Annotated in this window: 27 protein-coding genes; 12 read left to right on the forward strand and 15 right to left on the reverse strand. The window is 48.0% G+C overall.

What is annotated here, in order from left to right; translation table 11 throughout:
* From spoT to gmk, 3 genes are read right to left on the reverse strand one after another with little or no spacing between them, the layout of a single operon-like run.
* Nucleotides 1-2,115, reverse strand: coding sequence for a bifunctional GTP diphosphokinase/guanosine-3',5'-bis pyrophosphate 3'-pyrophosphohydrolase (spoT, locus tag C2U43_RS00905; RefSeq protein WP_003024038.1), 2,115 nt, complete (start codon nucleotides 2,113-2,115; stop codon nucleotides 1-3).
* Nucleotides 2,116-2,133: 18 nt separating this feature from the next.
* Nucleotides 2,134-2,409: a DNA-directed RNA polymerase subunit omega gene (rpoZ, locus tag C2U43_RS00910; RefSeq protein ID WP_000135058.1), complete on the reverse strand. Its 276-nt coding sequence runs from the start codon at nucleotides 2,407-2,409 to the stop codon at nucleotides 2,134-2,136.
* Nucleotides 2,410-2,463: 54 nt separating this feature from the next.
* On the reverse strand, nucleotides 2,464-3,087 hold the full coding sequence (gene gmk, locus C2U43_RS00915; RefSeq protein ID WP_003024042.1) for a guanylate kinase: 624 nt from the start codon (nucleotides 3,085-3,087) through the stop codon (nucleotides 2,464-2,466).
* 261 nt (nucleotides 3,088-3,348) lie between these two features.
* On the opposite strand from gmk, the gene ligB reads away from it, so the two are divergent.
* Nucleotides 3,349-5,028, forward strand: coding sequence for an NAD-dependent DNA ligase LigB (gene ligB / locus C2U43_RS00920; protein WP_103284563.1), 1,680 nt, complete (start codon nucleotides 3,349-3,351; stop codon nucleotides 5,026-5,028).
* Here the strand turns inward: ligB and C2U43_RS00925 are convergent.
* Both C2U43_RS00925 and C2U43_RS00930 read right to left on the reverse strand, forming a co-directional pair.
* The gene (locus C2U43_RS00925) at nucleotides 5,025-5,642 is read right to left on the reverse strand and encodes a trimeric intracellular cation channel family protein (protein ID WP_003024049.1); all 618 of its coding nucleotides are present in this window, start codon (nucleotides 5,640-5,642) and stop codon (nucleotides 5,025-5,027) included. The genes ligB and C2U43_RS00925 overlap by 4 nt on opposite strands.
* Nucleotides 5,643-5,900: 258 nt before the next feature.
* Nucleotides 5,901-6,764, reverse strand: coding sequence for a YicC/YloC family endoribonuclease (locus tag C2U43_RS00930; RefSeq protein WP_003024052.1), 864 nt, complete (start codon nucleotides 6,762-6,764; stop codon nucleotides 5,901-5,903).
* 125 nt (nucleotides 6,765-6,889) lie between these two features.
* On the opposite strand from C2U43_RS00930, the gene rph reads away from it, so the two are divergent.
* Together rph and pyrE are read left to right on the forward strand one after the other, a co-directional pair.
* The gene (gene rph / locus C2U43_RS00940; RefSeq protein ID WP_003024054.1) at nucleotides 6,890-7,606 is read left to right on the forward strand and encodes a ribonuclease PH; all 717 of its coding nucleotides are present in this window, start codon (nucleotides 6,890-6,892) and stop codon (nucleotides 7,604-7,606) included.
* A 65-nt stretch (nucleotides 7,607-7,671) separates the two neighbouring features.
* Complete coding sequence (gene pyrE / locus C2U43_RS00945; protein WP_003837602.1) at nucleotides 7,672-8,313, forward strand: orotate phosphoribosyltransferase; 642 nt, start codon at nucleotides 7,672-7,674, stop codon at nucleotides 8,311-8,313.
* Between the two features lie 66 nt (nucleotides 8,314-8,379).
* On the opposite strand, the gene slmA is transcribed toward pyrE, so the two are convergent.
* The 3 genes from slmA to coaBC form a co-directional block, all read right to left on the reverse strand.
* A complete protein-coding gene (gene slmA / locus C2U43_RS00950; protein WP_003827257.1) occupies nucleotides 8,380-8,976 on the reverse strand; it encodes a nucleoid occlusion factor SlmA in 597 nt (198 codons plus the stop codon).
* Nucleotides 8,977-9,092: 116 nt separating this feature from the next.
* The gene (gene dut / locus C2U43_RS00960) at nucleotides 9,093-9,551 is read right to left on the reverse strand and encodes a dUTP diphosphatase (protein ID WP_003827259.1); all 459 of its coding nucleotides are present in this window, start codon (nucleotides 9,549-9,551) and stop codon (nucleotides 9,093-9,095) included.
* Nucleotides 9,529-10,749 (reverse strand): bifunctional phosphopantothenoylcysteine decarboxylase/phosphopantothenate--cysteine ligase CoaBC, encoded by a 1,221-nt coding sequence (gene coaBC, locus C2U43_RS00965; protein ID WP_100272877.1) that lies wholly within the window; start codon nucleotides 10,747-10,749, stop codon nucleotides 9,529-9,531. The genes dut and coaBC overlap by 23 nt, the downstream gene beginning before the upstream one ends.
* Before the next feature lie 171 nt (nucleotides 10,750-10,920).
* Here coaBC and radC point away from each other — a divergent pair, with 171 nt between their 5' ends.
* From radC to mutM, 4 genes are all read left to right on the forward strand, one after another.
* The gene (radC, locus tag C2U43_RS00970; RefSeq protein ID WP_032945377.1) at nucleotides 10,921-11,586 is read left to right on the forward strand and encodes a RadC family protein; all 666 of its coding nucleotides are present in this window, start codon (nucleotides 10,921-10,923) and stop codon (nucleotides 11,584-11,586) included.
* Nucleotides 11,587-11,862: 276 nt separating this feature from the next.
* Nucleotides 11,863-12,099 (forward strand): 50S ribosomal protein L28, encoded by a 237-nt coding sequence (gene rpmB / locus C2U43_RS00975; protein ID WP_003024071.1) that lies wholly within the window; start codon nucleotides 11,863-11,865, stop codon nucleotides 12,097-12,099.
* 20 nt (nucleotides 12,100-12,119) lie between these two features.
* Nucleotides 12,120-12,287 (forward strand): 50S ribosomal protein L33, encoded by a 168-nt coding sequence (gene rpmG, locus C2U43_RS00980; RefSeq protein ID WP_003024094.1) that lies wholly within the window; start codon nucleotides 12,120-12,122, stop codon nucleotides 12,285-12,287.
* Nucleotides 12,288-12,385: 98 nt separating this feature from the next.
* On the forward strand, nucleotides 12,386-13,195 hold the full coding sequence (mutM, locus tag C2U43_RS00985) for a bifunctional DNA-formamidopyrimidine glycosylase/DNA-(apurinic or apyrimidinic site) lyase (protein WP_103284564.1): 810 nt from the start codon (nucleotides 12,386-12,388) through the stop codon (nucleotides 13,193-13,195).
* 38 nt (nucleotides 13,196-13,233) lie between these two features.
* Here mutM and coaD read toward each other — a convergent pair whose 3' ends face one another.
* A complete protein-coding gene (gene coaD, locus C2U43_RS00990) occupies nucleotides 13,234-13,713 on the reverse strand; it encodes a pantetheine-phosphate adenylyltransferase (RefSeq protein WP_003024099.1) in 480 nt (159 codons plus the stop codon).
* 8 nt (nucleotides 13,714-13,721) lie between these two features.
* Complete coding sequence (waaA, locus tag C2U43_RS00995) at nucleotides 13,722-14,999, reverse strand: lipid IV(A) 3-deoxy-D-manno-octulosonic acid transferase (RefSeq protein ID WP_048237015.1); 1,278 nt, start codon at nucleotides 14,997-14,999, stop codon at nucleotides 13,722-13,724.
* 424 nt (nucleotides 15,000-15,423) lie between these two features.
* Between waaA and C2U43_RS01005 the strand changes: the two genes are divergently transcribed.
* The 5 genes from C2U43_RS01005 to C2U43_RS01020 are packed head-to-tail and all read left to right on the forward strand — an operon-like array spanning nucleotide 15,424 to nucleotide 19,430.
* Nucleotides 15,424-16,548 (forward strand): glycosyltransferase family 4 protein, encoded by a 1,125-nt coding sequence (locus tag C2U43_RS01005; protein WP_103284566.1) that lies wholly within the window; start codon nucleotides 15,424-15,426, stop codon nucleotides 16,546-16,548.
* On the forward strand, nucleotides 16,541-17,338 hold the full coding sequence (gene rfaP, locus C2U43_RS01010) for a lipopolysaccharide core heptose(I) kinase RfaP (RefSeq protein ID WP_103284567.1): 798 nt from the start codon (nucleotides 16,541-16,543) through the stop codon (nucleotides 17,336-17,338). Before C2U43_RS01005 ends, rfaP begins: the two co-directional genes overlap by 8 nt.
* Nucleotides 17,339-17,368: 30 nt before the next feature.
* Complete coding sequence (locus C2U43_RS01015; protein WP_233899559.1) at nucleotides 17,369-18,262, forward strand: glycosyltransferase family 8 protein; 894 nt, start codon at nucleotides 17,369-17,371, stop codon at nucleotides 18,260-18,262.
* Nucleotides 18,202-18,390, forward strand: a complete 189-nt coding sequence (locus C2U43_RS29690; protein WP_233899560.1) for a glycosyltransferase family 8 C-terminal domain-containing protein — start codon at nucleotides 18,202-18,204, stop codon at nucleotides 18,388-18,390. The genes C2U43_RS01015 and C2U43_RS29690 overlap by 61 nt, the downstream gene beginning before the upstream one ends.
* 47 nt (nucleotides 18,391-18,437) lie before the next feature.
* Nucleotides 18,438-19,430 carry a glycosyltransferase family 8 protein gene (locus C2U43_RS01020; protein ID WP_103284568.1) on the forward strand — a complete coding sequence of 331 codons (993 nt, stop codon included), beginning with the start codon at nucleotides 18,438-18,440 and terminating at the stop codon, nucleotides 19,428-19,430.
* A gap of 26 nt (nucleotides 19,431-19,456) precedes the next feature.
* On the opposite strand, the gene C2U43_RS01025 is transcribed toward C2U43_RS01020, so the two are convergent.
* The 5 genes from C2U43_RS01025 to rfaC are packed head-to-tail and all read right to left on the reverse strand — an operon-like array spanning nucleotide 19,457 to nucleotide 24,733.
* A complete protein-coding gene (locus tag C2U43_RS01025) occupies nucleotides 19,457-20,401 on the reverse strand; it encodes a glycosyltransferase family 8 protein (RefSeq protein ID WP_103284569.1) in 945 nt (314 codons plus the stop codon).
* Complete coding sequence (rfaQ, locus tag C2U43_RS01030) at nucleotides 20,402-21,457, reverse strand: lipopolysaccharide core heptosyltransferase RfaQ (protein WP_103284570.1); 1,056 nt, start codon at nucleotides 21,455-21,457, stop codon at nucleotides 20,402-20,404.
* Between the two features lies 1 nt (nucleotide 21,458).
* The gene (locus C2U43_RS01035) at nucleotides 21,459-22,472 is read right to left on the reverse strand and encodes a glycosyltransferase family 2 protein (RefSeq protein WP_103284571.1); all 1,014 of its coding nucleotides are present in this window, start codon (nucleotides 22,470-22,472) and stop codon (nucleotides 21,459-21,461) included.
* Nucleotides 22,465-23,748 carry an O-antigen ligase family protein gene (locus tag C2U43_RS01040; protein WP_182315596.1) on the reverse strand — a complete coding sequence of 428 codons (1,284 nt, stop codon included), beginning with the start codon at nucleotides 23,746-23,748 and terminating at the stop codon, nucleotides 22,465-22,467. Before C2U43_RS01040 ends, C2U43_RS01035 begins: the two co-directional genes overlap by 8 nt.
* A gap of 16 nt (nucleotides 23,749-23,764) precedes the next feature.
* A complete protein-coding gene (gene rfaC / locus C2U43_RS01045; protein WP_103284573.1) occupies nucleotides 23,765-24,733 on the reverse strand; it encodes a lipopolysaccharide heptosyltransferase RfaC in 969 nt (322 codons plus the stop codon).
* Between the last annotated feature and the right edge of the window lie 3 nt (nucleotides 24,734-24,736).

Here is a 24,736-nt window from a genome sequence, read left to right on the forward strand (position 1 = left end):
CTAGTTTCGGTTACGGGTGACTTTTATCACGTCCGGCATGACGCGGATTTTGCGCATGATATTCGCCAGGTGCACACGATCGCGAGCGGTCAGGCGAATAAAGGCGCTATAAACGCGGCCATCTTTCTCTTCCGTATTCAGACTTTGAATATTGGAGGTGGTCGTGTTGATTGCCGCCGTCAGGTTCGCCAGAGCACCCTGGTGGTTAAACATATCCACCTTAATCTCGGTGATGAATTCCTGCTCCGTCTCTTTATCCCATTCCACCGCCATAAACTTCTCTGGCTCTTTCTGGTAGCCACGAATATTACGGCAGGACTCATGGTGGATCACCAGACCTTTACCTGGACTGACGTGGGCAATGATTGGATCGCCTGGAATTGGACGACAGCATTTCGCGAAGGTGATCAGCACGCCGTCTGCGCCTTTGATTGGCAGATGACCATGGCCAGATTGTGCTGGTACGTTCGCTGTTGCTTCGCCCTGCTGGAGGTTTTTCGCTACCACCACGCTCATGGCGTTACCCAGACCGATTTCTGCGAGCAGATCGTCAAGCGTGGCGAGCTTCATACGCTCAAGCTCACGCTGGATGCTCTCTGGGGGGATCTCAGCCAGTTTACGGCTACCGCCCAGGGCATGGTTGAGCAGTCGACGACCCAGACTGACGGAATCATCGCGCTTGAGGTTTTTCAACAGTTGGCGAATCTTGGCGCGCGCTTTCGAACTGACGACGAAGTTTAGCCACGCGGCATTCGGACGTGCGCCCGGCGCGGTGATAATCTCAACGGTCTGGCCGCTAAAGAGCGGTTGTGAAAGCGGGTAAGGCTGTCTGTCGACGCGCGCGCCGACGCAGGCGTGACCGATATCGGTATGCACAGCGTAGGCGAAGTCGACAGGCGTTGCACCAGCGGGCAGTTCGACAATGCGCCCTTCCGGTGTGAAAACATAAATCTCATCCGGGAAGAGATCAGATTTGACGCTTTCAATAAATTCAAACGAGCTACCGGCGCTCTGCTGCAGTTCCAGCAAGCTTTGCATCCAGCGCTGAGCGCGGATTTGCGCAGTGGTGCTGCTTTCGCCGCCGTGCTCTTTGTAAGCCCAGTGCGCAGCAACACCCATCTCTGCCATCTGGTCCATGTCTTCAGTACGAATCTGTACTTCAACCGGGACGCCATGAGGGCCGATCATTGAGGTGTGCAAAGACTGATATCCGTTCGCTTTCGGAATGGCGATATAGTCTTTCACGCGACCAGGGCGTGGTTTGTACAGGCTGTGCATCTGGCCGAGTACGCGATAGCAGGTATCGGAATCATGAACGATGACGCGAAATGCGTAGATATCCATGATGGAGTGAAAACGCTGCTCTTTGAGCACCATTTTGCAGTAAATAGAGTACAGGTGCTTCTCACGCCCGCTTACGCGACACGGAATACCTGCCTCCTGCAAACGCCCTTCGATTTCCGAGAGGATTTTTTGGATCATCTCTTTGCGGTTGCCGCGAGCGGCTTTAACCACTTCTTTAATCACGCGATAGCGGTTTGGGTACAGCGCTTCAAAACCCAGCTCTTCCAGCTCGGTTTTAATGTGATGAATACCTAAACGGTGTGCCAGCGGACTATAGATTTCGAGGGTTTCACGGGCGATGCGGCGACGTTTGTCCGGGCGTAATGAGCCCAACGTGCGCATGTTGTGGGTGCGGTCGGCAAGTTTGATGAGAATGACGCGGATATCCTGCACCATCGCCATAATCATCTTGCGAAAGTTTTCAGCTTGCGCCTCTTTCTTATCGCGAAACTTAAGCTTATCAAGTTTCGATACCCCTTCTACCAGCTCTGCAACGCTTTTACCAAAAAGCTGTTCCATGTCCTGATAGGTGGCTGGGGTATCTTCAATCACGTCATGCAGCAGCGCAGCCATCAGCGTTTCGTAGTCGAGTTTCATCTCGGCCAGAATGCAGGCTACCGCTACCGGGTGCGTGATATAGGGTTCACCGCTTGAACGTGTCTGGCCCTCGTGAGCGTCACGTGCAACGAGATACGCCTGCCGAAGACGCTTAATCTGGTCTTCCGGCAGGTAGTTTTGAATCAGTTGATTCAGGCTTTCAAACAGATACAAGGGCGACCCGCTTTGTGATTAACGACGACCTTCAGCAATAGCGGTAACGGCTTGTAATTCAGCGGCTTCCTGCTCTTGCTGTTCCTGGCGCTCACGCACGTCGAGGATCTGGTTGTTGATCAGACCTTCTTCGATTTCGCGCAGCGCGATAACGGTAGTTTTATCGTTTTCTTCCGGTACGAGCGGATCCTTTCCGCCTACCTGCATCTGACGAGCGCGACGCGCGGCGACCAGTACCAGGTCAAAACGGTTACCAATTTTCTCTACAGCGTCCTGAACAGTTACGCGTGCCATACTTAAAATGCTCCACAGGTGAAGAAATGACTGGGCATGATACTGAATGTGGGTTCAGTCTGCCAACAGTTTGCTGATTAAAGCGTCATGACGCTGCTTTTGGCGGCTCATGCGCAGACGTTCGGCGCGAATGATGGTTTTCAAATCGCCCAGGGCGGTGTCGAAATCATCATTCACAATAAGATAATCATATTCGGCGTAATGGCTCATTTCTGCAACAGCTTGCGCCATACGTTTCGCGATCACGTCTTCGCTATCCTGACCGCGGCCACGCAGGCGGCGGTCCAGCTCAATCTTAGACGGTGGCAAAATAAAAATACTGCGCGCATGCGGCATTTTTTCACGAATTTGCTGCGCACCTTGCCAGTCGATATCTAAAAAGACGTCTACGCCGGATGCTAATACTTGCTCAATGGTTTCACGCGAGGTGCCGTAGTAATTACCGAAAACCTCCGCGTGTTCCAGGAACGCGTCTCTGCCAATCATGGTTCTGAATTCATCATGGTTCACAAAGAAATAGTGTTCACCGTGCACTTCCCCCGGGCGCGGTGCGCGCGTGGTGTGCGAAACAGAAACCTGGGTGTCATACAACGGTTGGGTCTTTAATAAAGCCTGAATCAGGCTGGATTTACCCGCGCCACTGGGGGCAGAAACAATATAAAGCGTGCCTTGAGCCATGAGTATCTTAATGTATGTGATTGTCGAAAGAGAGCCTACATACGGGCTTATTATACACGTAGCCGCTATGTGACGTAGCCCTTGTCACACTTTTTGCGCATGTTTATTGCGTTTTGCGTACCAGTTTCCTGTTTTATCGGTGATTTGCAGCAATACATGCAAATGTCCGGAAAGCTGTTCGCAGGATGAATTTTTGCCGCTCTGTTTCTATTTCACTTCGCGCTATACCTGCCGGGAAACGTATCGTTCAGCGGAGATAGCATGGGATTATGGAAATGCATAGGGCTGGTTTTACTGGTGTGGCATTTACCTGCGTGGGCGGTATGCCCCGTCTGGTCGCCTGCCAGGGCAAACGAGGAAATTTCACGACTACAGCAGCAGATTACACAGTGGAATGACAGTTACTGGAAACAAGGGGAAAGTGCCGTAGACGACGGCGTTTATGACCAGCTCAATGCGCAACTAATTCAATGGCAGCGCTGTTTTGGCGATGAAGTCCCACCAGATCTGTCTGTGCCCCCAATAAGTGGCACCGTCTCGCATCCAGTTCCCCACACGGGCGTTCGAAAACTTGCTGATAAGCAAGCGCTACAGCAATGGATGCTCGCTCGCAGCGATCTCTGGGTGCAACCGAAGGTGGATGGCGTGGCGGTGACGTTAGTCTATCGCAATGGCAATCTGGTACGGGCGATTAGCCGTGGTAATGGCCTGAAAGGCGAAGACTGGACGCAAAAGGTTCTGCAGATCCCTTCCGTACCACATTCCACCAAGGGGAAACTCGCTAACAGTACGTTGCAGGGTGAGATATTTTTGCAGCAAGAGGAGCATATTCAGAAGCAGAGAGGAGGAATGAACGCCCGCTCGAAGGTTGCTGGATTAATGATGCGCCAGGGCAATCCGGAAATGTTACGCTCGCTGGCAATTTTTATCTGGGCCTGGCCTGATGGTCCGGCGGTCATGCCTGAAAGACTGGAGCAGCTCACGGCTGCCGGGTTCAGTTACACGCAACGTTATACTCACGCCGTGAAGAATGCGGATGAAGTCGAAAAGTTGCGCGCCAGGTGGTGGGGTTCAGCATTACCTTTTGTGACAGATGGTGTCGTGGTGCGAACGGCAAAAGAGCCACGGGCAAAGTATTGGCTACCCGGGCAGGGTGAGTGGCTGGCGGCGTGGAAATATCCTCCCGTGACGAGGGTATCTGAGGTTACTGGTATTCAGTTCTCCGTTGGTAAAAGCGGGAAAATTGCGGTGGTTGCATTGCTGACTCCCGTCATGCTGGATGATAAACGCGTACAGCGCGTCAATATTGGCTCCGTCCGACGCTGGAATGAATGGGATATCGCGCCTGGCGATCAGATTCTGGTGAGCCTGGCTGGACAAGGGATACCCCGTATAGACGAGGTGGTCTGGCGCAGCACTCAGCGTACTAAGCCAATACCCCCCGAGGGGCGCTTCAATTCATTAACCTGTTTTTATGCTACAGCGGAGTGCCAGGAACAGTTTGTTGCCAGACTGGTCTGGCTGGGCGGCAAAGAGGTGCTGGGGCTGGAGGGGATCGGCGAGGCGGGATGGCGAGAGCTCAACCAGGTGTATCGCTTTGAACATATCTTTTCCTGGCTTGGGTTAACTCAGGAACAGTTAGAGTCTGCACTTGGTGTAATCAAAGGGGAGAAGCTGTGGCATCAGTTCAACCTGTCGCGCGATCTCCCGTTCACGCGCTGGGTGATTGCCATGGGAATACCGTTAACACAGGCAACGCTAAATGCCAGCCGGGATGGTTCGTGGCAGCAATTAAAAGAACGCGATGAACAAAGCTGGCGGCAGCTTCCTTTCATGGGGGAACGGCGGGCACGGCAGGTTATTCAATGGCTGGAGGATCGAGAGGTCACAGCGCTGAGCAACTGGTTAGCTGCTCAGCGGATCGCGGGCTTTATGCCTTAATGGCCTTCGTGGCGATAGTAAAATACCGGCAGACCTAACTTCAGGCGCAGCGCCAGTAATCGGGCGGTAAAGCCGAAGAGCAGAGTAGAGATAACCACTACATCATGACTGGAGACATAATGCTGTAGCACGATGTACAACACAGCAGCGGCGAATGATACGCCAGCATACAGCTCTTTCTGGAACACTAACGGGATGCGTTTGCAGAACATGTCGCGTAATACGCCACCGAAGACGCCGGTCGTGACCGCAGCGACCACGGCGATAATCGGTCCATGACCCATATCCAGTGCCACCTGAGCACCGATAATAGAAAAGACCACAAGGCCCAGCGCATCCAGTACGAGGAATATTTTGCGCAGATAGGGCATGACGGGAGCAATAATAGTGGTGAGTACCGCAGCGGTCGCCACGATAATGACGTATTCAGGGTGCTTTACCCAGCCAAGAGGATAGTGGCCGAGAAGAATATCGCGTACCGATCCGCCGCCAATGGCCGTCGCGGTGGCAATGATGATGACGCCAAATGTATCCATACGACGACGCCCAGCAGCAAGCGCACCGGTCATGGCTTCGGCAGTAATACCAATTAAATATAAAACGTGTAACAGCATGCATTCCCCCTGATTTGCTGGGGGCTAAGGTTAACGATTTGTGCGCCTTGTCACGATTGAGATTTTCTAAGGTGAAGTGATTTTAATAACTACAGCTAATGCTGGTTTGGTGAAAATGCGTGGTGATATGCGCTTTGTGTTATGAGCTTCAATAAAGAATGATGAGAAAATATAATTCGAATTGAACAGGGAAGTACCAAAGCGTCGGGAAAAACACGTAGCCTCGCCATTTATTGGCGGGCTACGTAGAATGGTTGCTTACTCGATGTTCTGAATCTGCTCGCGCATTTGCTCGATCAGTACCTTCAGTTCAATCGCGGAATTCGTCACTTCGGCATTGATAGACTTCGATGCCAGAGTGTTCGACTCACGGTTGAATTCCTGCATCATGAAGTCCAGACGACGGCCAACCGCCTCTTTTTTCTTTAGAATGTTGTAGGTTTCTTTGACGTGGGCTTCCAGACGATCTAATTCTTCTGCCACATCGATACGCTGCGCCATCAGCACCAGTTCTTGCTCAAGGCGGTTATTCTCCAACTGTACCTGGGCGTCTTCCAGTTTGGCTACCAGACGCTCGCGCTGCCATTGCAGGATTTCCGGCATATGAGCACGCACTTTTGTGACTTCAGCACTGACGCCTTCCAGACGCTGCTCGATCAGCGCTTTCAGCGCCTGACCTTCGGTTTCACGCGCAACGATGAAGTCATCCAGCGTACCGTCAAGCGCGGCGAGGATTTCGGCGGCAATGGCGTCCAGATCTTGCTCCTGGGCAGCCATTACGCCAGGCCAGCGCAGGATATCAACCGGGTTGATTTCACCTTCATCGCTCTGCATTTTGACCCAGTTAGCAGCGCTAACGAGCTGTTTAGCGAGTTTTTCATTCAGAATCAGCTCGCCTTGCGCGCTGGCATCAGGCTCAAAACGCAGCGTACATTCGACTTTACCGCGCGTCAGACGCGTGCGAATACGTTCGCGAACAACGGGTTCGAGACTACGGAACTGCTCCGGCAGGCGAAAATAAGTTTCCAGATAACGCTGGTTTACCGAGCGCATTTCCCAGGTGGCGCTACCCCATTCACCCTTGATTTCACGCCGGGCGTAGGCGGTCATGCTGCGGATCATAGACGTTCCTGTTTTTAAAGATGAGATGGGAGGATTATAGCCATCCGCGTCTTGTCAGGATAGGAATAACAGTCGGAAGTCCGTATAATGCGCAGCCACATTCGTTTCAAGCCGGAGATTTTATCATGCGTCCAGCAGGTCGTAGTGCCAATCAGGTGCGTCCCGTCACCCTGACCCGTAATTATACAAAACACGCTGAAGGCTCCGTGCTGGTCGAATTTGGTGATACCAAAGTGCTGTGTACCGCCTCTATTGATGAAGGCGTACCGCGTTTTCTGAAAGGTCAGGGCCAGGGCTGGATCACCGCAGAATATGGCATGCTGCCACGCGCTACGCACACCCGTAACGCCCGTGAAGCGGCAAAAGGTAAGCAGGGCGGTCGTACCATGGAAATCCAGCGTCTGATCGCCCGCGCGCTGCGCGCAGCTGTTGATCTGAAAACGCTCGGCGAATTCACAATTACGCTGGACTGCGATGTTATTCAGGCCGATGGCGGTACGCGCACCGCATCAATTACCGGCGCATGCGTTGCGTTGGCGGATGCGCTGAACAAGCTGGTGGCGAGCGGTAAGCTGAAAACTAACCCGATGAAAGGGATGGTTGCCGCGGTTTCCGTGGGCATTGTGAACGGTGAAGCACTCTGTGACCTTGAGTATGTTGAAGACTCTGCTGCTGAAACCGACATGAACGTAGTGATGACTGAGGACGGTCGCATTATAGAGGTTCAGGGTACGGCGGAAGGCGAACCGTTCAGCCATGAAGAACTTCTCACCCTACTGGCATTGGCCCGAGGGGGAATCGAATCCATTGTAGCGACGCAGAAGGCGGCGTTAGAAAATTGATTTTAAAGGCGACTGATGAGTCGCCTTTTTTTTGTCTGTAATAAAGTGAGATGAGGAGCGAATCCATGAAACCGTATCAGCGCCAGTTTATTGAGTTTGCGCTTAGCAAGCAGGTACTAAAGTTTGGCGAATTTACGCTGAAATCCGGGCGCAAAAGCCCCTATTTCTTCAACGCCGGGCTGTTTAATACCGGGCGCGACCTGGCACTGTTAGGCCGTTTTTATGCCGAAGCGCTGGTGGATTCCGGTATTGAGTTCGATTTGCTGTTTGGCCCTGCCTACAAAGGTATTCCGATTGCGACCACAACGGCCGTTGCGCTGGCGGAACACCATGATAAAGATTTGCCGTACTGTTTTAACCGTAAAGAGGCGAAGACCCACGGTGAAGGCGGAAATCTGGTCGGTAGCGCACTAGAGGGACGCGTAATGCTGGTGGATGATGTTATCACCGCAGGTACGGCGATTCGTGAGTCGATGGAGATTATCCAGGCGAATGGCGCCACTCTGGCGGGGGTACTGATTTCTCTCGATCGTCAGGAACGCGGTCGCGGCGAGATTTCCGCGATTCAGGAAGTGGAACGCGATTATGGCTGCAAGGTGATTTCTATCATTACCCTGAAAGATCTGATTGCGTATCTGGAAGAGAAACCAGAGATGGCGGAGCATCTGGTGGCAGTACGGGCCTATCGCGAAGCGTACGGAGTTTAAGAACTGCCGGATGGCGCTGCGCTTATCCGGCCTACGTAACCCCGTAGGCCGGACAAGACGAAATCGCTACTGCAATTGAGCGGCAACCAACGGCCAGCGGGTGTCAAAATCATCCGTTGGGCGGTATTTAAATTCGCTACGTACAAACCGGGACAGCATACCTTCGCAGAAAGCCAGTAACTGGCTGGCCAGCAGCGTTTCATCCACGGTGTAGCCTTCACCTTCACGCATTCTTTTTTCTCGCAGAACCTGGCGCAACTGCGCTTCAATGCGCTCAAAAAGTTGGTTAATGCGACCTTGCAGACGGTCTTGCTCGAACATCAACGCGTGTCCGGTCAGAATTCGTGTCAGGCCAGGGTTACGCTCACCAAACCCTAAAATCAGCAGAACGATCAGACGCAGACGCGCGTTGGTGTCTTTTTCATCTTTCAAAATCAGATTGATACGCGTAATCAGACTATCTTCGATAAACTCAATCAGGCTATCGAACATACGGGTCTTGCTGGGGAAATGGCGATACAATGCCGCTTCGGATACGCCAACTGAGGCTGCCAGCTTTGCTGTGGTGATGCGTTGGCTACCATCGCTGGACTCAAGCATCAGTGCCAGAGACTGAAGTATTTCTTCGCGACGATTCCTTTTCGCAGTTTGCTTTTCTACCATGTTACAAAATACCCCTGAAAATAAGCTCTTGCCAGGCAGGCATCCACACAGCGACCGCAAACTGTTGTTTGCGGTGTGTTATTGCGTTATTACGCTATGGGATACTTTTCTGCGGGTTACTTGCGCCCGGAATGGCCGAAGCCACCTTCGCCACGATCGGTGGCTTCAAACTCTTCCACCAGATTAAATTCAGCCTGCACGACCGGTACAAATACCATCTGCGCGATACGTTCGCCCGGCTCAATAGTGAAGCTGTCCTGACCACGGTTCCAGACGGATACCATCAGTTGGCCCTGGTAGTCGGAATCAATCAAACCAACCAGATTGCCCAGCACGATACCGTGCTTATGGCCCAGCCCGGAGCGCGGGAGCATTACCGCTGCCAGAGAAGGATCGGCAATGTGGATAGCTAACCCGGTTGGCACCAGCGTTGTTGCGCCCGGCGCCAGCTCTACGGCGTCATCAAGACAAGCACGCAGGTCAAGTCCGGCAGAACCAGAAGTGGCGTACGTCGGGAGCGGAAATTGTTGCCCTACGCGCGGGTCCAGAATCTTAACGTCGATTTTTTTCATCATAACGGGTCACGATCTCGTCGAGTAATAATTGGCCCAGGAGTTCTTTACGCTCAAGCGGTAAGACTTTGTCTCCATCCTGCCAAAAAAGGTGTAATGCGTTGCTATCGCTGTTAAACCCTTGAGTTGACAGCGAAACGTCGTTCGCACAGATCACATCAAGGTTTTTGCGGATGCGTTTTTGCCGGGCATATTCTTCCACATTATTTGTTTCGGCGGCAAACCCAACGACAAAAGGACGGTTAGCATCCAGTGCGGCAACACCGGCGATAATGTCCGGATTTTTGACCATTTTTACTGTTAATTCATCGCCCTGCGTCGCTTGTTTTTTTATTTTTTCGTGGGCGACAGTTTCAGCGCGATAATCAGCGACCGCAGCGCAGCCGATAAAAATATGCTGTTGTTGCACCGTAGACTGCACAGCGGCTTCCATTTCCAGCGCAGTCATCACATCAACCCGTTGAACAAATGGTGGTGTGGATAACGAAACGGGACCCGATACCAGAGTGACGTTTGCCCCGCGCTTTGCGGCAGCGGCCGCGATCGCAAACCCCATCTTCCCGGAACTGTGGTTGGAAATATAACGCACGGGATCAAGCGGTTCACGCGTCGGACCCGCCGTAATCATGATGTTGAGATGTTGCAGATCGTTGACAGGTGAAAAATGTTCTGCCGCCATATCCACAATCGTTAACGGATCCAGCATACGTCCAGGGCCGATATCACCACATGCCTGACTACCGCTGTCAGGACCCCAAATGAGCAAACCGCGTGAGGCAAGAATACCCAGATTGTGCTGGGTCGCGGCAGCGCGGTACATCTGCTGGTTCATGGCTGGCAGTACAGCAACAGGAGCAGGCGTTGCCAGACAAATCGTTGACACCAGGTCGTTGGCCATACCTGCGGCGACACGAGCAATCAGGTCTGCTGTAGCGGGTGCCAGGATGACCAAATCGGCCCATTTTCCCAGCTCAATGTGGCCCATCGCGGCTTCGGCTGCGGGGTCAAGCAGGCTGTCGGAAACGGGATAACCTGAAACCGCCTGTAAACTCAGGGGAGTAATAAATGCTTTTGCCGCTTCGGTCATCGCCACGCGGACGTCAGCGCCGCGTTCCCGTAAACGACGCACCAACTCAGGGGTCTTGTACGCAGCAATACCGCCACTGACGCCAAGTACGATTTTTTTACCGGCCAGGCTCATCATGATCTTTCCTGTTGGGTTTCACCAGAAGGCGGATATTTTATCACAATCCGCAATTTGTCGTGCTTTTGACCGTGCTCCACTTTGCGAGGCGCTACGAAGAAGTGAAAACAACGCGTCGAATCACCGTCGGTGTTATGCCACTATGCGGACGCGAAAGGAGGGAGAAGCATGGAAAATACAGGAAGTATGATGCCCCGGGAAAAGCTATTGGCGCAGGGGGCCAGTTCTCTGACCGATGTTGAGCTTTTGGCTCTTTTTTTACGTACCGGCATGCAGGGTAAAGATGTGCTTACGCTGGCGAAAGAGATGCTTCAGCATTTTGAGTCGCTGTATGGCCTGTTGTCTGCTGATTACATGGATTTTAGCTATGTTCAGGGAATCGGTATCGCGAAGTACGCGCAGTTGAAGGGGATTGCGGAGCTGGCAAGACGCTACTACAACGTGCGAGTGATAGAGGAGCGTGCTCTACTTAGTCCGGAAATGGCGCGTGAATTTCTGCAAAGTCAGCTTTCGCAAGAGGAACGCGAGATCTTTCTGGTGATCTTTATGGATTCTCAACATCGCGTGATTAAACACAGCAAACTTTTTTCCGGTACGCTTAGCCATGTCGAGGTACATCCGAGAGAAATTGTCCGTGAAGCGATAAAAATGAATGCTTCTGCGGTGATCCTTGCGCATAATCACCCTTCGGGGTGTGCAGAGCCGAGTAAAGCAGATAAACTCATCACCGAGCGTGTTGTGAAATGCTGTCAGTTCATGGATATCCGGGTGCTTGATCATCTGGTCATTGGGCGCGGAGAGTACGTTTCTTTTGCGGAACGCGGTTGGATTTAACGCACTTTACGCGATCCATCGGGATCTTTGTCTGTTCGGGACTTGAGCGCATCGCTGACTCAGCGTATACTACGCCACCTTTGAGAATCTCGGGTTTGGCATTTGGGCCTGGCAATCGAGAGTTCGCAAATACGCAAAATCATTCTTGTTGCGTCCAATGACGAGGCAACATTGAAAGATTAAGTGTATTGAACTGCGATAACCGGGCTGAGAAGCCTGACGAGGCGCCAATACCCCATACGAAGCTCGAGCTAATTTGATTTTTGGAGAATAGACATGTCCCGAGTCTGCCAAGTTACTGGCAAGCGTCCGGTGACCGGTAACAACCGTTCCCACGCACTGAACGCGACTAAACGCCGTTTCCTGCCTAACCTGCACTCTCACCGTTTTTGGGTTGAGAGCGAGAAGCGTTTTGTCACCCTGCGTGTATCTGCTAAAGGTATGCGTGTTATTGATAAGAAAGGCATCGAAACAGTTCTGTCTGAACTGCGTGCCCGTGGCGAAAAGTACTAAGTACTAAGAGGAAATAAATCATGGCTAAAGGTATTCGTGAGAAAATCAAGCTGGTTTCTTCTGCTGGTACTGGTCACTTCTATACCACTACGAAGAACAAACGTACTAAGCCGGAAAAACTGGAACTGAAAAAGTTCGATCCAGTTGTTCGTCAGCACGTTTTATACAAAGAAGCGAAAATCAAATAATTTTCGTTTTGATGTAAAGAAAAACCCTGCCTCGGCGGGGTTTTTTGTTTTCTGGCCGTCCCCATATTAATGAGACCTGACATACCGCCGGAGATACTATGCCTGAATTACCTGAAGTCGAAACCAGCCGCCGTGGTATTGAGCCGCATCTGGTGGGGGCAACGATTATGCACGCGACGGTGCGTAACGGTCGTTTGCGTTGGCCAGTATCTGAGGAAATCTATCGTCTGAGTGATCAACCTGTCCTCAGCGTACAGCGGCGCGCGAAATACCTGCTGCTAGAACTGACGGATGGCTGGATAATCATTCATCTGGGGATGTCGGGTAGCTTGCGTATCCTTCCTGAAGAGCTTCCGGCAGACAAGCACGACCACGTTGACTTAGTGATGAGCAACGGCAAAGTTCTGCGTTATACCGATCCCCGCCGCTTTGGCGCCTGGCTGTGGACTAAAGAACTGGATGGACATAATGTCCTCGCTCATCTTGGCCCTGAGCCGCTGAGCGACGATTTCAACGCCAATTATCTACAGCAGAAATGTGCGAAGAAGAAAACGGCGATTAAACCCTGGCTGATGGATAACAAACTGGTGGTGGGTGTGGGTAATATCTACGCCAGCGAGTCGCTATTTGCGGCTGGGATTCATCCTGACCGTCTTGCGTCATCACTGTCGAAAGATGAGTGTGAATTGCTGGTACGCGTTATCAAGGCGGTGTTGCTGCGTTCTATCGAGCAGGGTGGGACGACGCTGAAGGACTTTCTGCAAAGTGACGGGAAGCCTGGCTATTTTGCCCAGGAGCTGCAGGTCTATGGGAGAGAAGGTGAACCGTGTCGTGCATGCGGCGCACCGATTGTTGCGAAAAAACACGCCCAGCGTACAACGTTCTATTGCCGTCGCTGTCAGAAATAGTGTCATTGCTGGCCGGATGCTGCATCCGGCCTGGTGCATTACTTCAGTTTACTCATTAACGCCTGATGGACGTTTTCCGGCAAAAAGTGCGTCACGTCACCCTGGTGGCGGGCAACTTCTTTCACCAGTGACGATGAGATAAAAGACCACTCTTTAGATGGCATCAGAAAAACGCTTTCCAGCTGTGGCATGAGGTGGCGGTTCATATGGGCCAGCTGCATTTCATACTCAAAATCGGCTACCGCGCGCAGGCCACGGATCAGAATGTTCGCCTGATTATCACGGGCAAAGTTTGCCATCAGATCGCTGAATCCCAGCACTTCCACATTGCCAAGATGCGCCGTTGCCTGTTGTGCCAGCTCAACGCGCTCTTCCAGAGTAAACATCGGCTTTTTACTGGGGCTTGCGGCAATCGCCAGAATCACGTGATCAAACATGCTTGTCGCACGCGTCACGATATCGAGGTGGCCGTTAGTAATAGGATCAAAGGTTCCTGGATAAATCGCCCGTTTTTGCATGACTTGCCTCAATGCGTTTTGGGTGGCAGGTAAGGTTCCAGCAGTTGCAGCAGACGCTGTAGCGCGCCCTGATTTTGATACAGAACTTCAACTGCGTGACGGCCATAAAAATTACGATAATCTGCATCGGTCAGTAAGGAAGAGACCTCTTTCACCAGCGTAGTTGCGTCGGTGACGGTGATCAATCCGCTTGCCTGTTCGAGACGGGCGCAAATATCTTTAAAATTAAACGTATGTGGTCCCATCAACACCGGAATAGCATGCGCTGCCGCTTCCAGCGGGTTGTGTCCACCACGTTCAACCAGTGAACCGCCGACAAAAGCAAGGTCGGCAATGCCATACAGCAACATCAGCTCACCCATGGTATCGCCGATCACAACCTGAGTACCTGATGATGGAACTTCACCCGAAGAACGAGTGGTATAGCTTAGTCCAGCCTGGCGTACGAGGTTAATGGCATCCGGGAACCGTTCTGGATGTCTGGGGACCAGAATCAGTAAAAGATTCGGGAACTGATTTAATAACGCCTGATGGGCGGCAATGATGATGCTTTCTTCGCCGTCGTGGGTGCTGGTTGCAATCCATACCGGGCGGTGAGGTGCCCATTGACGACGTAATGTCACCGCTTTTGCGGCCAGTTGCGGTGTGACGGATATATCAAACTTCAGGCTGCCAGTAACGGTGACTTGATTGCTTCTGGCGCCAAGCGTAATAAAACGTGCGCCATCTTCTTCGTTTTGTGCGGCAATCAACGTAATTCGTCGCAGTAGTCTGCCAACAAATTTACCCAATTTCGCATAACCAGCGGCTGAACGAGCAGAAAGACGTGCGTTGGCAATGACCAGAGGAATGTGGCGCTTATGGAGTGCCGCGATCAGATTTGGCCACAGCTCGGTTTCCATAATTAACACCAGTTTGGGGTCAACTTTATTCAGAAAACGGTTCAGGGCATCCGGTAAATCGTATGGCAAATAAATGTGCTGAACGTCAGTGCCAAAAGCAGATTGTACGCGCTCAGAACCGGTTGGCGTCATGGTGGTTACCGTGATCGGCAAGTCGGGATAACGATGTCGCAGAGCGCGAACTAATGGGATTGCAGCCAGCGTTTCGCCCACGGAAACCGAATGAAGCATGATGCCGCCAGGTTTTAGCGGGCGGCGATAAAAGCCGTAGCGTTCGCCCCAGCGTTTACGGTAGGCCGGAGCCTTACGTCCGCGCACCCAAAGCCGTATCCAGATCAAAGGCTGAATAAGGTAGAAAAGGGCGGTGTAAAGCAATTCGAGCATAATGGTAGCTGACTTATGAATGTGCTGGGGATTCTATGTATTTAACTATGGCTTTACCATCATTTTTATCCAGGTTGTATCAAAACGATGGAATTGGTGAGGGACCGATTTCGCTGATGGCTATTTCAAAAATGCACATGGCCGCATTTATATGTCTTAACCTCTTGTGCGGTGTACGTTTTCTGATGAACTGGTTTCTTTTTTATCTGTATGTTTTTCATGGCTTATTTTGTATTTTGTTCAAAAAATATTCATTTCGGAATGCGTGATAATAAATGATATACTACTGCGCAATTTCAGGTAGCTAGCGGGCAGAAACGTTTCGAAAGCTCAGAAAGTCATCTTTGGATGCTTTAGGCAAGGATTACACGATTCTGATGCTTCAAACCTGACATGCCTGGCGACGCGATGCGGATATTAATGCATGAATATTGCTTTTTGTTTGTACAAGTATTTTCCCTATGGTGGGTTACAACGTGATTTCTTGCGGGTAGCGCTGACGGTTGCTTCTCGTGGCCATCATGTTCAGGTATTTACCCAGTCATGGCAGGGCGAGCGTCCGAAAGGGCTGGAGATTATACTCGTCCCCGTCACATCCAGAACGAATCATGGGAAAAACGAGCAATATTATCAGTGGGTTCAGAATTATTTAACTCAACATCCCGTCGATCGTGTCGTTGGTTTTAATAAAATGCCTGGGTTGGATGTGTATTACGCTGCGGACGTTTGCTATGCAGAAAAGGTCGCCCGCGAGAAAGGCTTTTTCTACAAATTGACGCGCAGGTACCGACACTATTCTGCATTTGAACAAGCTGTATTTCAGCGGGGTGCCGGCACTACGCTTTTGATGTTAACCGATAAGCAAATTGTTGATTTCAAACATCATTACCAAACTGAGAGCCAGCGTTTTTGTATCCTGCCACCAGGAATCTATCCTGACCGAAAGTACAGCCAACAACCTGAAAACAGCCGGCAGGTTGTCAGAGAAAAAAACGGTATTGGTCTCGATCAGTACTTACTCTTACAGGTAGGTTCCGATTTCAAACGCAAAGGTGTGCCAAGAACATTACAGGCGTTGGCTTCTTTGCCTGATGTCATCCGCCACCGCACGCGATTGATGGTTGTTGGTCAGGATAAGGCCGATCGCTATCGCGCTCAGGCTCGTCAATTGGGGGTTGAAGAACAAGTGCAGTTCTTCTCGGGGCGAGACGATGTCGCAGAATTGATGTCTGCTGCTGATTTATTACTTCACCCCGCTGTACAGGAAGCTGCCGGTATTGTCTTACTAGAAGCTGTAGTTGCCGGGCTACCGGTATTAACTACCGAAGTTTGCGGCTATGCGGGTTATATCAACGCCGCACAATGTGGGGTGGTGATTCCTGAACCTTTTGAGCAGGAAAATCTGAATACAGCACTTTTCGATGCGCTGCAAAATAATGAGCAGAGAAGTCGTTGGGCCGGGAACGCGCGGCATTTTGCTGATACAGAAGATCTCTACAGCCTGGCAGATAAAGCTGCAGATATCATTTTAGGTCCTAAGAATGATTGAATTAAAAGAACCATTTGCCACGCAGTGGCAAGGAAAAGACCCGTTTACTGAAGTCACTAAGCTGGATGGTGAGGTTTTTCGCGCTCTGGAAACACGGCGTACCCTACGTTTTGAGATGATGGGAAAGGGTTATTTTCTTAAATATCATCATGGAACCACGCTTAAAGAAGTGGTGAAGAACCTTATATCTCTGCGTATGCCTGTACTGGGTGCCGACCGTGAGTGGCTGGCGATTCACCGCTTAAAAGAACTGAATGTTGATACTATGACAGGGGTTGCATTTGGTCAAAAAGGTCTGAATCCGTTAGAGCGAACCTCGTTTATCATCACTGAGGACCTTTCTCCCGCCATCAGCCTTGAAGATTTTTGTGCCGGGTGGGGAGTTGAGCGTCCTGATTTTGTATTAAAACGGACCATTATTACCCGTGTGGCAGAAATGGTGGGTAAAATGCATCGGGGTGGAGTAAATCATCGGGATTGCTATATTTGCCATTTTTTACTCCAACAACCGATGCCAGAAAATATTGCGGATATCAAACTTTCCGTAATCGATCTGCATCGTGCACAAATTCGTCAACATGTACCGTGCCGCTGGCGAGACAAGGACTTGATCGGACTCTACTTCTCTTCACTTGAGATCGGTCTGACGTCCAGAGATATCTACCGTTTTTTACGTGTCTATTTTTCGATGCCACTTCGTGAAATCTTTCGTCAGGAAGTCAGGTTGTTTGAACAGGCTGTCACAAAAGCGCAAAAAATAAGACGAAGAACAATAAGAAAAGCGCTATAAATCACATATAAAGTTTGAGGCCATTTTATTATGAACATTGATTTCCAGAAGCTAGTTATTCAAAAACACGTCATAGACAGCTCTACGCATGAGAAGAGTAAAAAACTAAGTGTTGCGTATGGTGTCGACCGTAATTTTTTATTTGGCTCTGGCATTTCAATGACCTCAGTATTAGTGAATAACCCTGATATTGATATTCACTTTTATATAGCAACAGACTATATAGATGACGATTATCTGGAGAGTGTAAAACGCCTGACCCAAATGTATAGTACGACTGTGACGGTTCTTGTGTTCGATAACGCGGCGTTTCGTGACTTACCGAGTACAAAAGCATGGACTTATGCAATGTACTATCGTTATTTCGCATTTGAATATTTAAGCACAGACTTAAGCTCCGTACTGTATCTTGATGCAGATGTTATTTGCAAAGGATCTCTCCGCGAGCTTACCGAGATTAATTTCTGTGGAGAATATGCCGCTGTTATTAATGATATTGATGAAGTGCGTATTAAATCCGGTAACAGACTCGGTATTCCTGAACTGAGTAACGGTTACTTTAACTCTGGCGTGGTATTTGCTAATCTCGAAGTGTGGCGTGAACAGAAGCTGTTGACCAAAGCATTTTCTATTTTAGAAAAACGTCAAAAGGAACTTCTATATTTTGACCAGGATGTGTTAAATATATTATTTGTAGGGAATGTGATTTTCCTGAGAAGAGATTTTAACTGTATTTATGGTGTGGATCAGGAACTAAAAAACAAAAACGATAAGATTTATCAGGATTATATTACAGATGATACTGTTTTAATCCATTATGTCGGTGTGTTACTAAGCCATGGCATACATGGGCTAAATATCCGGTGGCTAAATTCTTCATCGAAGCATATAAAAAATCCGCATGGGCGGAACAATCCTTGTTAAATGCAAATACGGCAAAGTTGTATAAACGTAAGTCACGGCATGAAAGAGTGCAGCGTAAATATATTCGCTCGGTACTTAGTCATGTAATGTATATAAAAAATAAGTTAAACAATTCAAAAGCATATTGAATATAGAAACAATAACTTATTGATAATAGATTAAATAGGTGTAGCGAATGAACTTTGATTGTCATCAGTCTATAAAAAAGATACTTGAGTTTAATCAAGCGCCGACCGAACAAAAAATACAACTTAACATCGCCTGGGGTGTTGACAGGAATTTTATGTTTGGTGCTGCAATTTCGATGACATCGGTACTATTGAATAATAAAGATTTAAATATCCATTTTCATCTTTTTACTGACTACATTGATGCTGATTACCAGCAGCGGATTTCTAAATTAGCAGAGCAATTTTCCACAAACATCTCAATTTATGTTATGGATGCTAATGGGTTAAAGGTTTTACCAAGTGGCCACGCTTGGTCACACGCAATGTACTTCAGATTTATTGCCTTTGAATATCTTGGTGAGAAAATTGATTCACTTTTATACATTGATGCGGATGTAATGTGCAAAGGTTCACTTTTTGAACTCACGCAGATTGATCTTGGAGAATATGTTGCAGCGGTAATTACTGATGTGGATGATAGCCCTGCCAGAGATATTGAGATAAATAAAGATTATTTCAATTCAGGTGTCATATTTGCAAACCTGAAAAAGTGGAAAGAGCAGAATTTTATCAATGCAGCTTTTGATATCTTATTAGACAAAAATAACAAACTTTCATTTCCAGATCAGGATGTCTTGAATATTCTTTTCTTTAAAAAAGTAATTTTTCTGGAAAGAAGATTTAATGCTATCTATGGTATTAAGCAAGAATTAAAAAGCAAGAACCTTTCAAAATATAAAGAATATATAACGCCTGAAACGATTCTTATCCATTATATAGGTGTAACTAAACCATGGAATTCATGGGCTGACTATCCCTCTGCACAGTACTTTGTTGAAGCCTGGAAAGCTTCGCCGTGGGCGGATGTTCCACTGCTACCAGCCAGAACGCCAAAACAGTATAAAAAGAAATCACGCCATGAAAGATTACAAGGGAAGTATTTCACCTCGGTAATCAGTTATATTGGTTATTTGCGTGAAAAATTAAAAAGTAAGTAAAAAAACTCCCGTAAGGGAGTTTTTTATTAACGTAATTTAGTCTTAAGGTATTTCAAATACCATTTGAATGAGGCGTAATAATTCCCTTTTTTAGCTTCCTGGCGTGAATAGACCCGATAATCAGTAGGTCTCATGCGTGGAGCATAAGAACGCATTTCTGTGTTTCGCCATGGTGTGAAATGATGGTAGAAAAGATAAAGTTGCTGTGAAAGCCCAGTATGTTCTTTATACCAGGGTTTCCTTCCACCGGTGAAATGAATAATGCGAGGTAAGCTATCTTTTTGATAAAAAAAGGTATCTTTTTGCTGGTCTGTGAACCAGTTAAATAAGAAATTCCATCGCTTATCAATAAATTTAACGTTACCGTTCATTGCGATGTTCAGTGCATCCTGATCAAAGTAAGGTAAGGATTTACCTTGTTCAAATAACACTGTGTTTGCTTTATTTTCAATGTCATACTTGATCCAGTTTTCAATGTTAATATATAAAAAACCAGCATTGAAATAATGATCAGTATTAAGGTTCAGACGTTTGGCATTTTTTGTATCATGAATATCGAGAGAATCATGGCTGACAGCGCAAATGACATTGCTAATATCAATGCTGTTAATATCATTGAGCTTATCAAAACATAGTGTATCAGCATCTAAATAGATAAAATGTTCAACCTTATCCTTAAGTAAGCGCGGCACGGCCAGACGCATATAGGTAGAACGGTTCAGGTGTTTGATTGCAAAGTCATTGTTATACTTTTCAATCTCTTCCTTATCGATATTGATAACCTGAATTTTATCACTGGTAGAACGTAGTTTATTGATTTCTTCATCTGTAACGTCATAGACAAAGACGAAGAATGACAGATCCTGCCCCGGGTTGTTCATTATGACAGACATAATGGACACTGCTACATATTCCAGATAATTGGCATCTGTACAGTAAGCAATGTTAATAACGTTTTTTTTGCTGTCCATTTATGCTTTCTCATTACCTTTTATATTGTCACTATCATGAAGTACCTTATCGATAGCGTCAATCACAGCTTGCTCCGGTATCCATGTTAGATATTTTTTAGATCTGTCGAGTTTATCTCGAGAAGGCATCGGATGATAATCGCCAGCCCAAATCAATAAAGCTTTATCCGACCATGGCTTCCACTGTTGATAATTGGTGGCACCAAACAGGCAGACCTGTGGTGTCTTTAGCGCCGCTGCCATATGCATAGGAGCAGAATCGACGCCAATGTACAGAACGGCATGATCGATCAATGCAGCCAACTGCAAAAAGGTGGTTTTACCTGCCAGCGTCAGATCAGGGGAAGATTGACACAGTTCAGCAATGCGCTGAACCTGCTGCTGCTCACTTAGCGCTGGCCCACAGGTAAGATAAACATGCAGACCACACCGATGAAGGTGGTCTATAACATGCGCGAATTTTTCATCGTCCCAGCATTTAAACTCTTGTCTGGCAGTGGGTTGAATAACGACATATTTTTGTGAAGGCAATTCCGGGAGTAGGGTAACTAAATGTTGATAGTCGTCAGGGCGATAACAAAGAGACATCTCTTTCTTCAGTTCTGTTTCGCTAAACCCGATACCTTTTAGAATAGATAAATTTTGTTCAACAATATGTGTTCCAATGGATGGCGTTACTCGCGTAAAAAGTCGGTTCCACTGATCTTTTTCGCGCTCAAAAGCAATTGAAGGGCAACGCAAAGACGCTATAAGAGCGCCGATCGGCCATTGTTCGGTGAGGTTAACGATCAGGTCGTAGTGATTTTTCTTCAGTTGTTTACGTACTGAAAGGTAATTTTTCACTGTTGACAGCAGGCCTTGCTTTTTCTCAATCAGATAAAAATTATTGATATCTTTATGGGCGGCTAAGATTGCTTTGGTATCTTTATAGAGCAGCAAATCGATCTTAGCTTGCGGATAACGAGCCCGAATGCTGGCAATAACAGGTGTAGTTAGCAGAACATCCCCATAAAACTTGAGCTTGCAAATAAGAATCCGGTCAACTTTTTCAAACATGTTAAAATCCCTTTCGCAAGAATAAGCTTTTGCAAGCAGATATTATCTTATATCTTGTTTCAGAAATAGAACGATCGATATGGGGATATTTCATTTTCAGAATTATTTTCTTCTTAACGATTTTCGTATCGCAGCATGCAAGTGCATTCTGAATGTCATTTAGCATACTCTCGCTATAGCGATAATAGCCTTTTTTCTTGCGTAAAAGTTTACGTCCTTCGAGAAAGCAATTGATAATCATAAATGTCGCAACAGTACGCTTGGATCTATTTTCATTAATATAGTTATACATTTTTCGCATAGCAAAGAAGATGCTGTCAGCGTCACTATCAATAATGTTCTCGGTAATACTTTTATCGTTTACTCGGTAGTAATATAACTTATTCTCGATTTTTAGAATCTTATGGCATTTAAAATACTGGAATGGGCAAAAAATCATGTCTTCGTAGCGATGATGTTCCTCGAACTTATCGCTACCAATGATATTGCGGTGAAAGATTTTTGTCATCAGATGCCATTGCCCTGCCTTGAATGTTGGTAATAGAGGGGCGTAATTGTCATCTGATAAGATTATTTCGCGCTGGGTAATGTTGTTTTCCATTTTCGGCGCGTTCTTATACAAATTGTTTATATCTCGAGTTAAGTTAAATTCGATGATGTCATATTTTTCGTCTCTTAACTTAGGCAAGAGAATTGTAAAATAATTCTGGCAGACAATATCATCACTGTCTACAAAACCAATATATTTCCCTGTCGCATGAGCAAGCCCAACATTACGGGTGATTGCAACACCCTGATTTTTTTGGCTTATATATTTAACATTATGACAATCTTTTTCGCGGTAAAACGCATTTATATGCTCTTCGGTTAAATCCGTAGAGCCATCATTAACAATTATTACCTCCACATCATCAGTGATGCTCTGATGTATAGATGCCAACGTCGCTGTGATGAGTTCAGCGTTGTTGTATGTAGGTATAATAATGCTCAGTAAATAACCGGAAGCGTTAACCATGGCATCGTTCTCTTGTTGGATTCGAGCTCAGTACTGCTGCTACACATAACGCCAGCACGCTGCTCAGGGCTTCACCTTTGGCATACAATAATAAATCACTCAAGCCATAGACTGCGATAGCGCCTGAGACGACGAACAACAGAGGACTACGTTGCCAGTAAGCTATTAAAAACATGGCAGTATAGAGCAAGAGTAGCACAACAACACCAGGGATGCCTTTTAGTGAGAAGGTATCAACCATTTCGTTATGCAGGTGGACATCAATGAAGACCAGTGCCCCTTGCAGCGAGGTGTCCTGCACCGCAAGTCGCTGAATTTCTGCTCCGCGTTGTTCGAGTGACTGTCCCCAGTGGTGCACTTTCCCAGCTTCAATACCTGCCCGTTGCATCGCCAGTCTCGCGCCGATAGAAGTATTACTATTGTTTTGATTATAAGAGTGCAGATCAACCAGGAAGTTCTGATAGCGGCTTTCAATGATTGGTTTTAAGGGGATTGCAGCAGCCCCCACCAGTATTACAAAACCCAGCAGTGCCCTTAATAGCATGGTGCGGTTGTGACGATAGTACATCAGGAATAGGCCGACACTCAGGATCGGGTATACCAAAATAGCGGCTCGAGTTTGCGTTGTGATGATGACTGCCAGCGATATCAAAAAATGTAACAGATAGAGTGCAACGGTGTGTTTTAGACGCAGATTAATAATGGCCTGAGAGGCTAATAATGCAATTAGCGTCAGAGCGTAGGCTGTGCCGGTTTGGTGTTCAAAGCCCAGCGCAACACGGTAGGTCATAATATCTGGTGCCCCGGCGACCTCGTAGCCTGCGAATAGATACAGACCTATTGCTGTAAGAATCGTCCAGATACTGGTGATGCGAGTTTTGTTGGCACATGGCTCTCGCGATGCCAAAGCGGTCATAACCAGTGCGGCAAATATCATCACTTTGCCACCGTTTTGGTATGACCTATAGGCTCCGGTAAAAGCAGATCCTGGCTGTTTAAATATTTCTACCCAAATAATCTGGAGTAAACCGAAGAGCAACAACATAACAGGTAAAACCAGGTTTTGTTTGTTACTGCACACATGTTTTATATTTTTTCCTATAAGCGGTAGAGATAGCGCCGTGGAGAAAATAAATACCTTCAGCGCTTCATCTGGATTGACCAGCACCATCGCAAGCGTTGCCAGGATCCCAGCGTAAAATAAGAAGTATATAAAATCGAATGGGTTATTTCTTATACTACAAATAAAGCGAGAAAACATGTGTTGGCGAAGCATGGTTCATCTCTTAAAGTTAAAGCAAATTATTATCAACTAGCGATATGTTGACTAAGTTAGCATCCAGATCCTGCAATTTTCCGGAATGGCTTTGCTGTGTGTATTGATTCTTCCCATATCCCCCAATCAGTCCGGGATCCGTTGGGCCATACAACGTAATATTGGGGCGATCCAACGCGGCGGTTAAATGGCTCAATCCTGTATCAACCGACACCACAAACTTTGCCCCCGCCAGAATGCGAGCCACATCTTCCAGACTCATTCGCGGCAGGACATCAACGTAGGGAAACCCTTCTGCCAGCCTTTTGGCGCGCGCTTCTTCATGAGGGGCACCCCAGGGGAGTTTAATACGGATGCCCGTATTATTTAACAGGCCAATCAGCTCCCGCCAGTTGGCTTCTGGCCAGTGCTTATCATCACGTGTCGTGGCGTGCAGAAATACAGCATACTGGCCTGCATCAGCCTTATGTTCATTCATAAAATGCTGCGCAATCGCGTAATCACCCTGCAACTGCGGTTTAGCATACCCCAGACTTTTGGCGAACAATTCACGGGTACGTTCTACCGCGTGCTGCTGTTTGGCTATGTGATGTTTGCGATTATAAAACAGACTCGCCAGCGGTTCGCGGGCTGTGCTCCAGTCCATACCATGCTTGATGCCACGTGCCAGACGTGTCACCAACGCCGCACTTTTAACCAAACCCTGCGCATCAATTATCGCGTCATAATACTGTAAACGCACCGCATCACGAAACGCTTTACGCTCGGCTTTAATCGGCGCTGAAAACCAGGCTTTTCGCCAGCGACGGATCGCTACTGGAATAACCCGGTCAACGGCTGAATGCCAGGAGGGGATTTGAGCGAACCCTTCTTCCACCACCCAATCAAATTGAATACCCGGAATAGCCTGCTGCGCATCGGTTAATGCAGGCAACGTATGCAGTACATCGCCCATAGACGACGTTTTAACGATCAGAACCCGCATCCG

The organism is Citrobacter freundii complex sp. CFNIH9, assembly GCF_002903305.1.
Classification (GTDB): domain Bacteria; phylum Pseudomonadota; class Gammaproteobacteria; order Enterobacterales; family Enterobacteriaceae; genus Citrobacter; species Citrobacter portucalensis.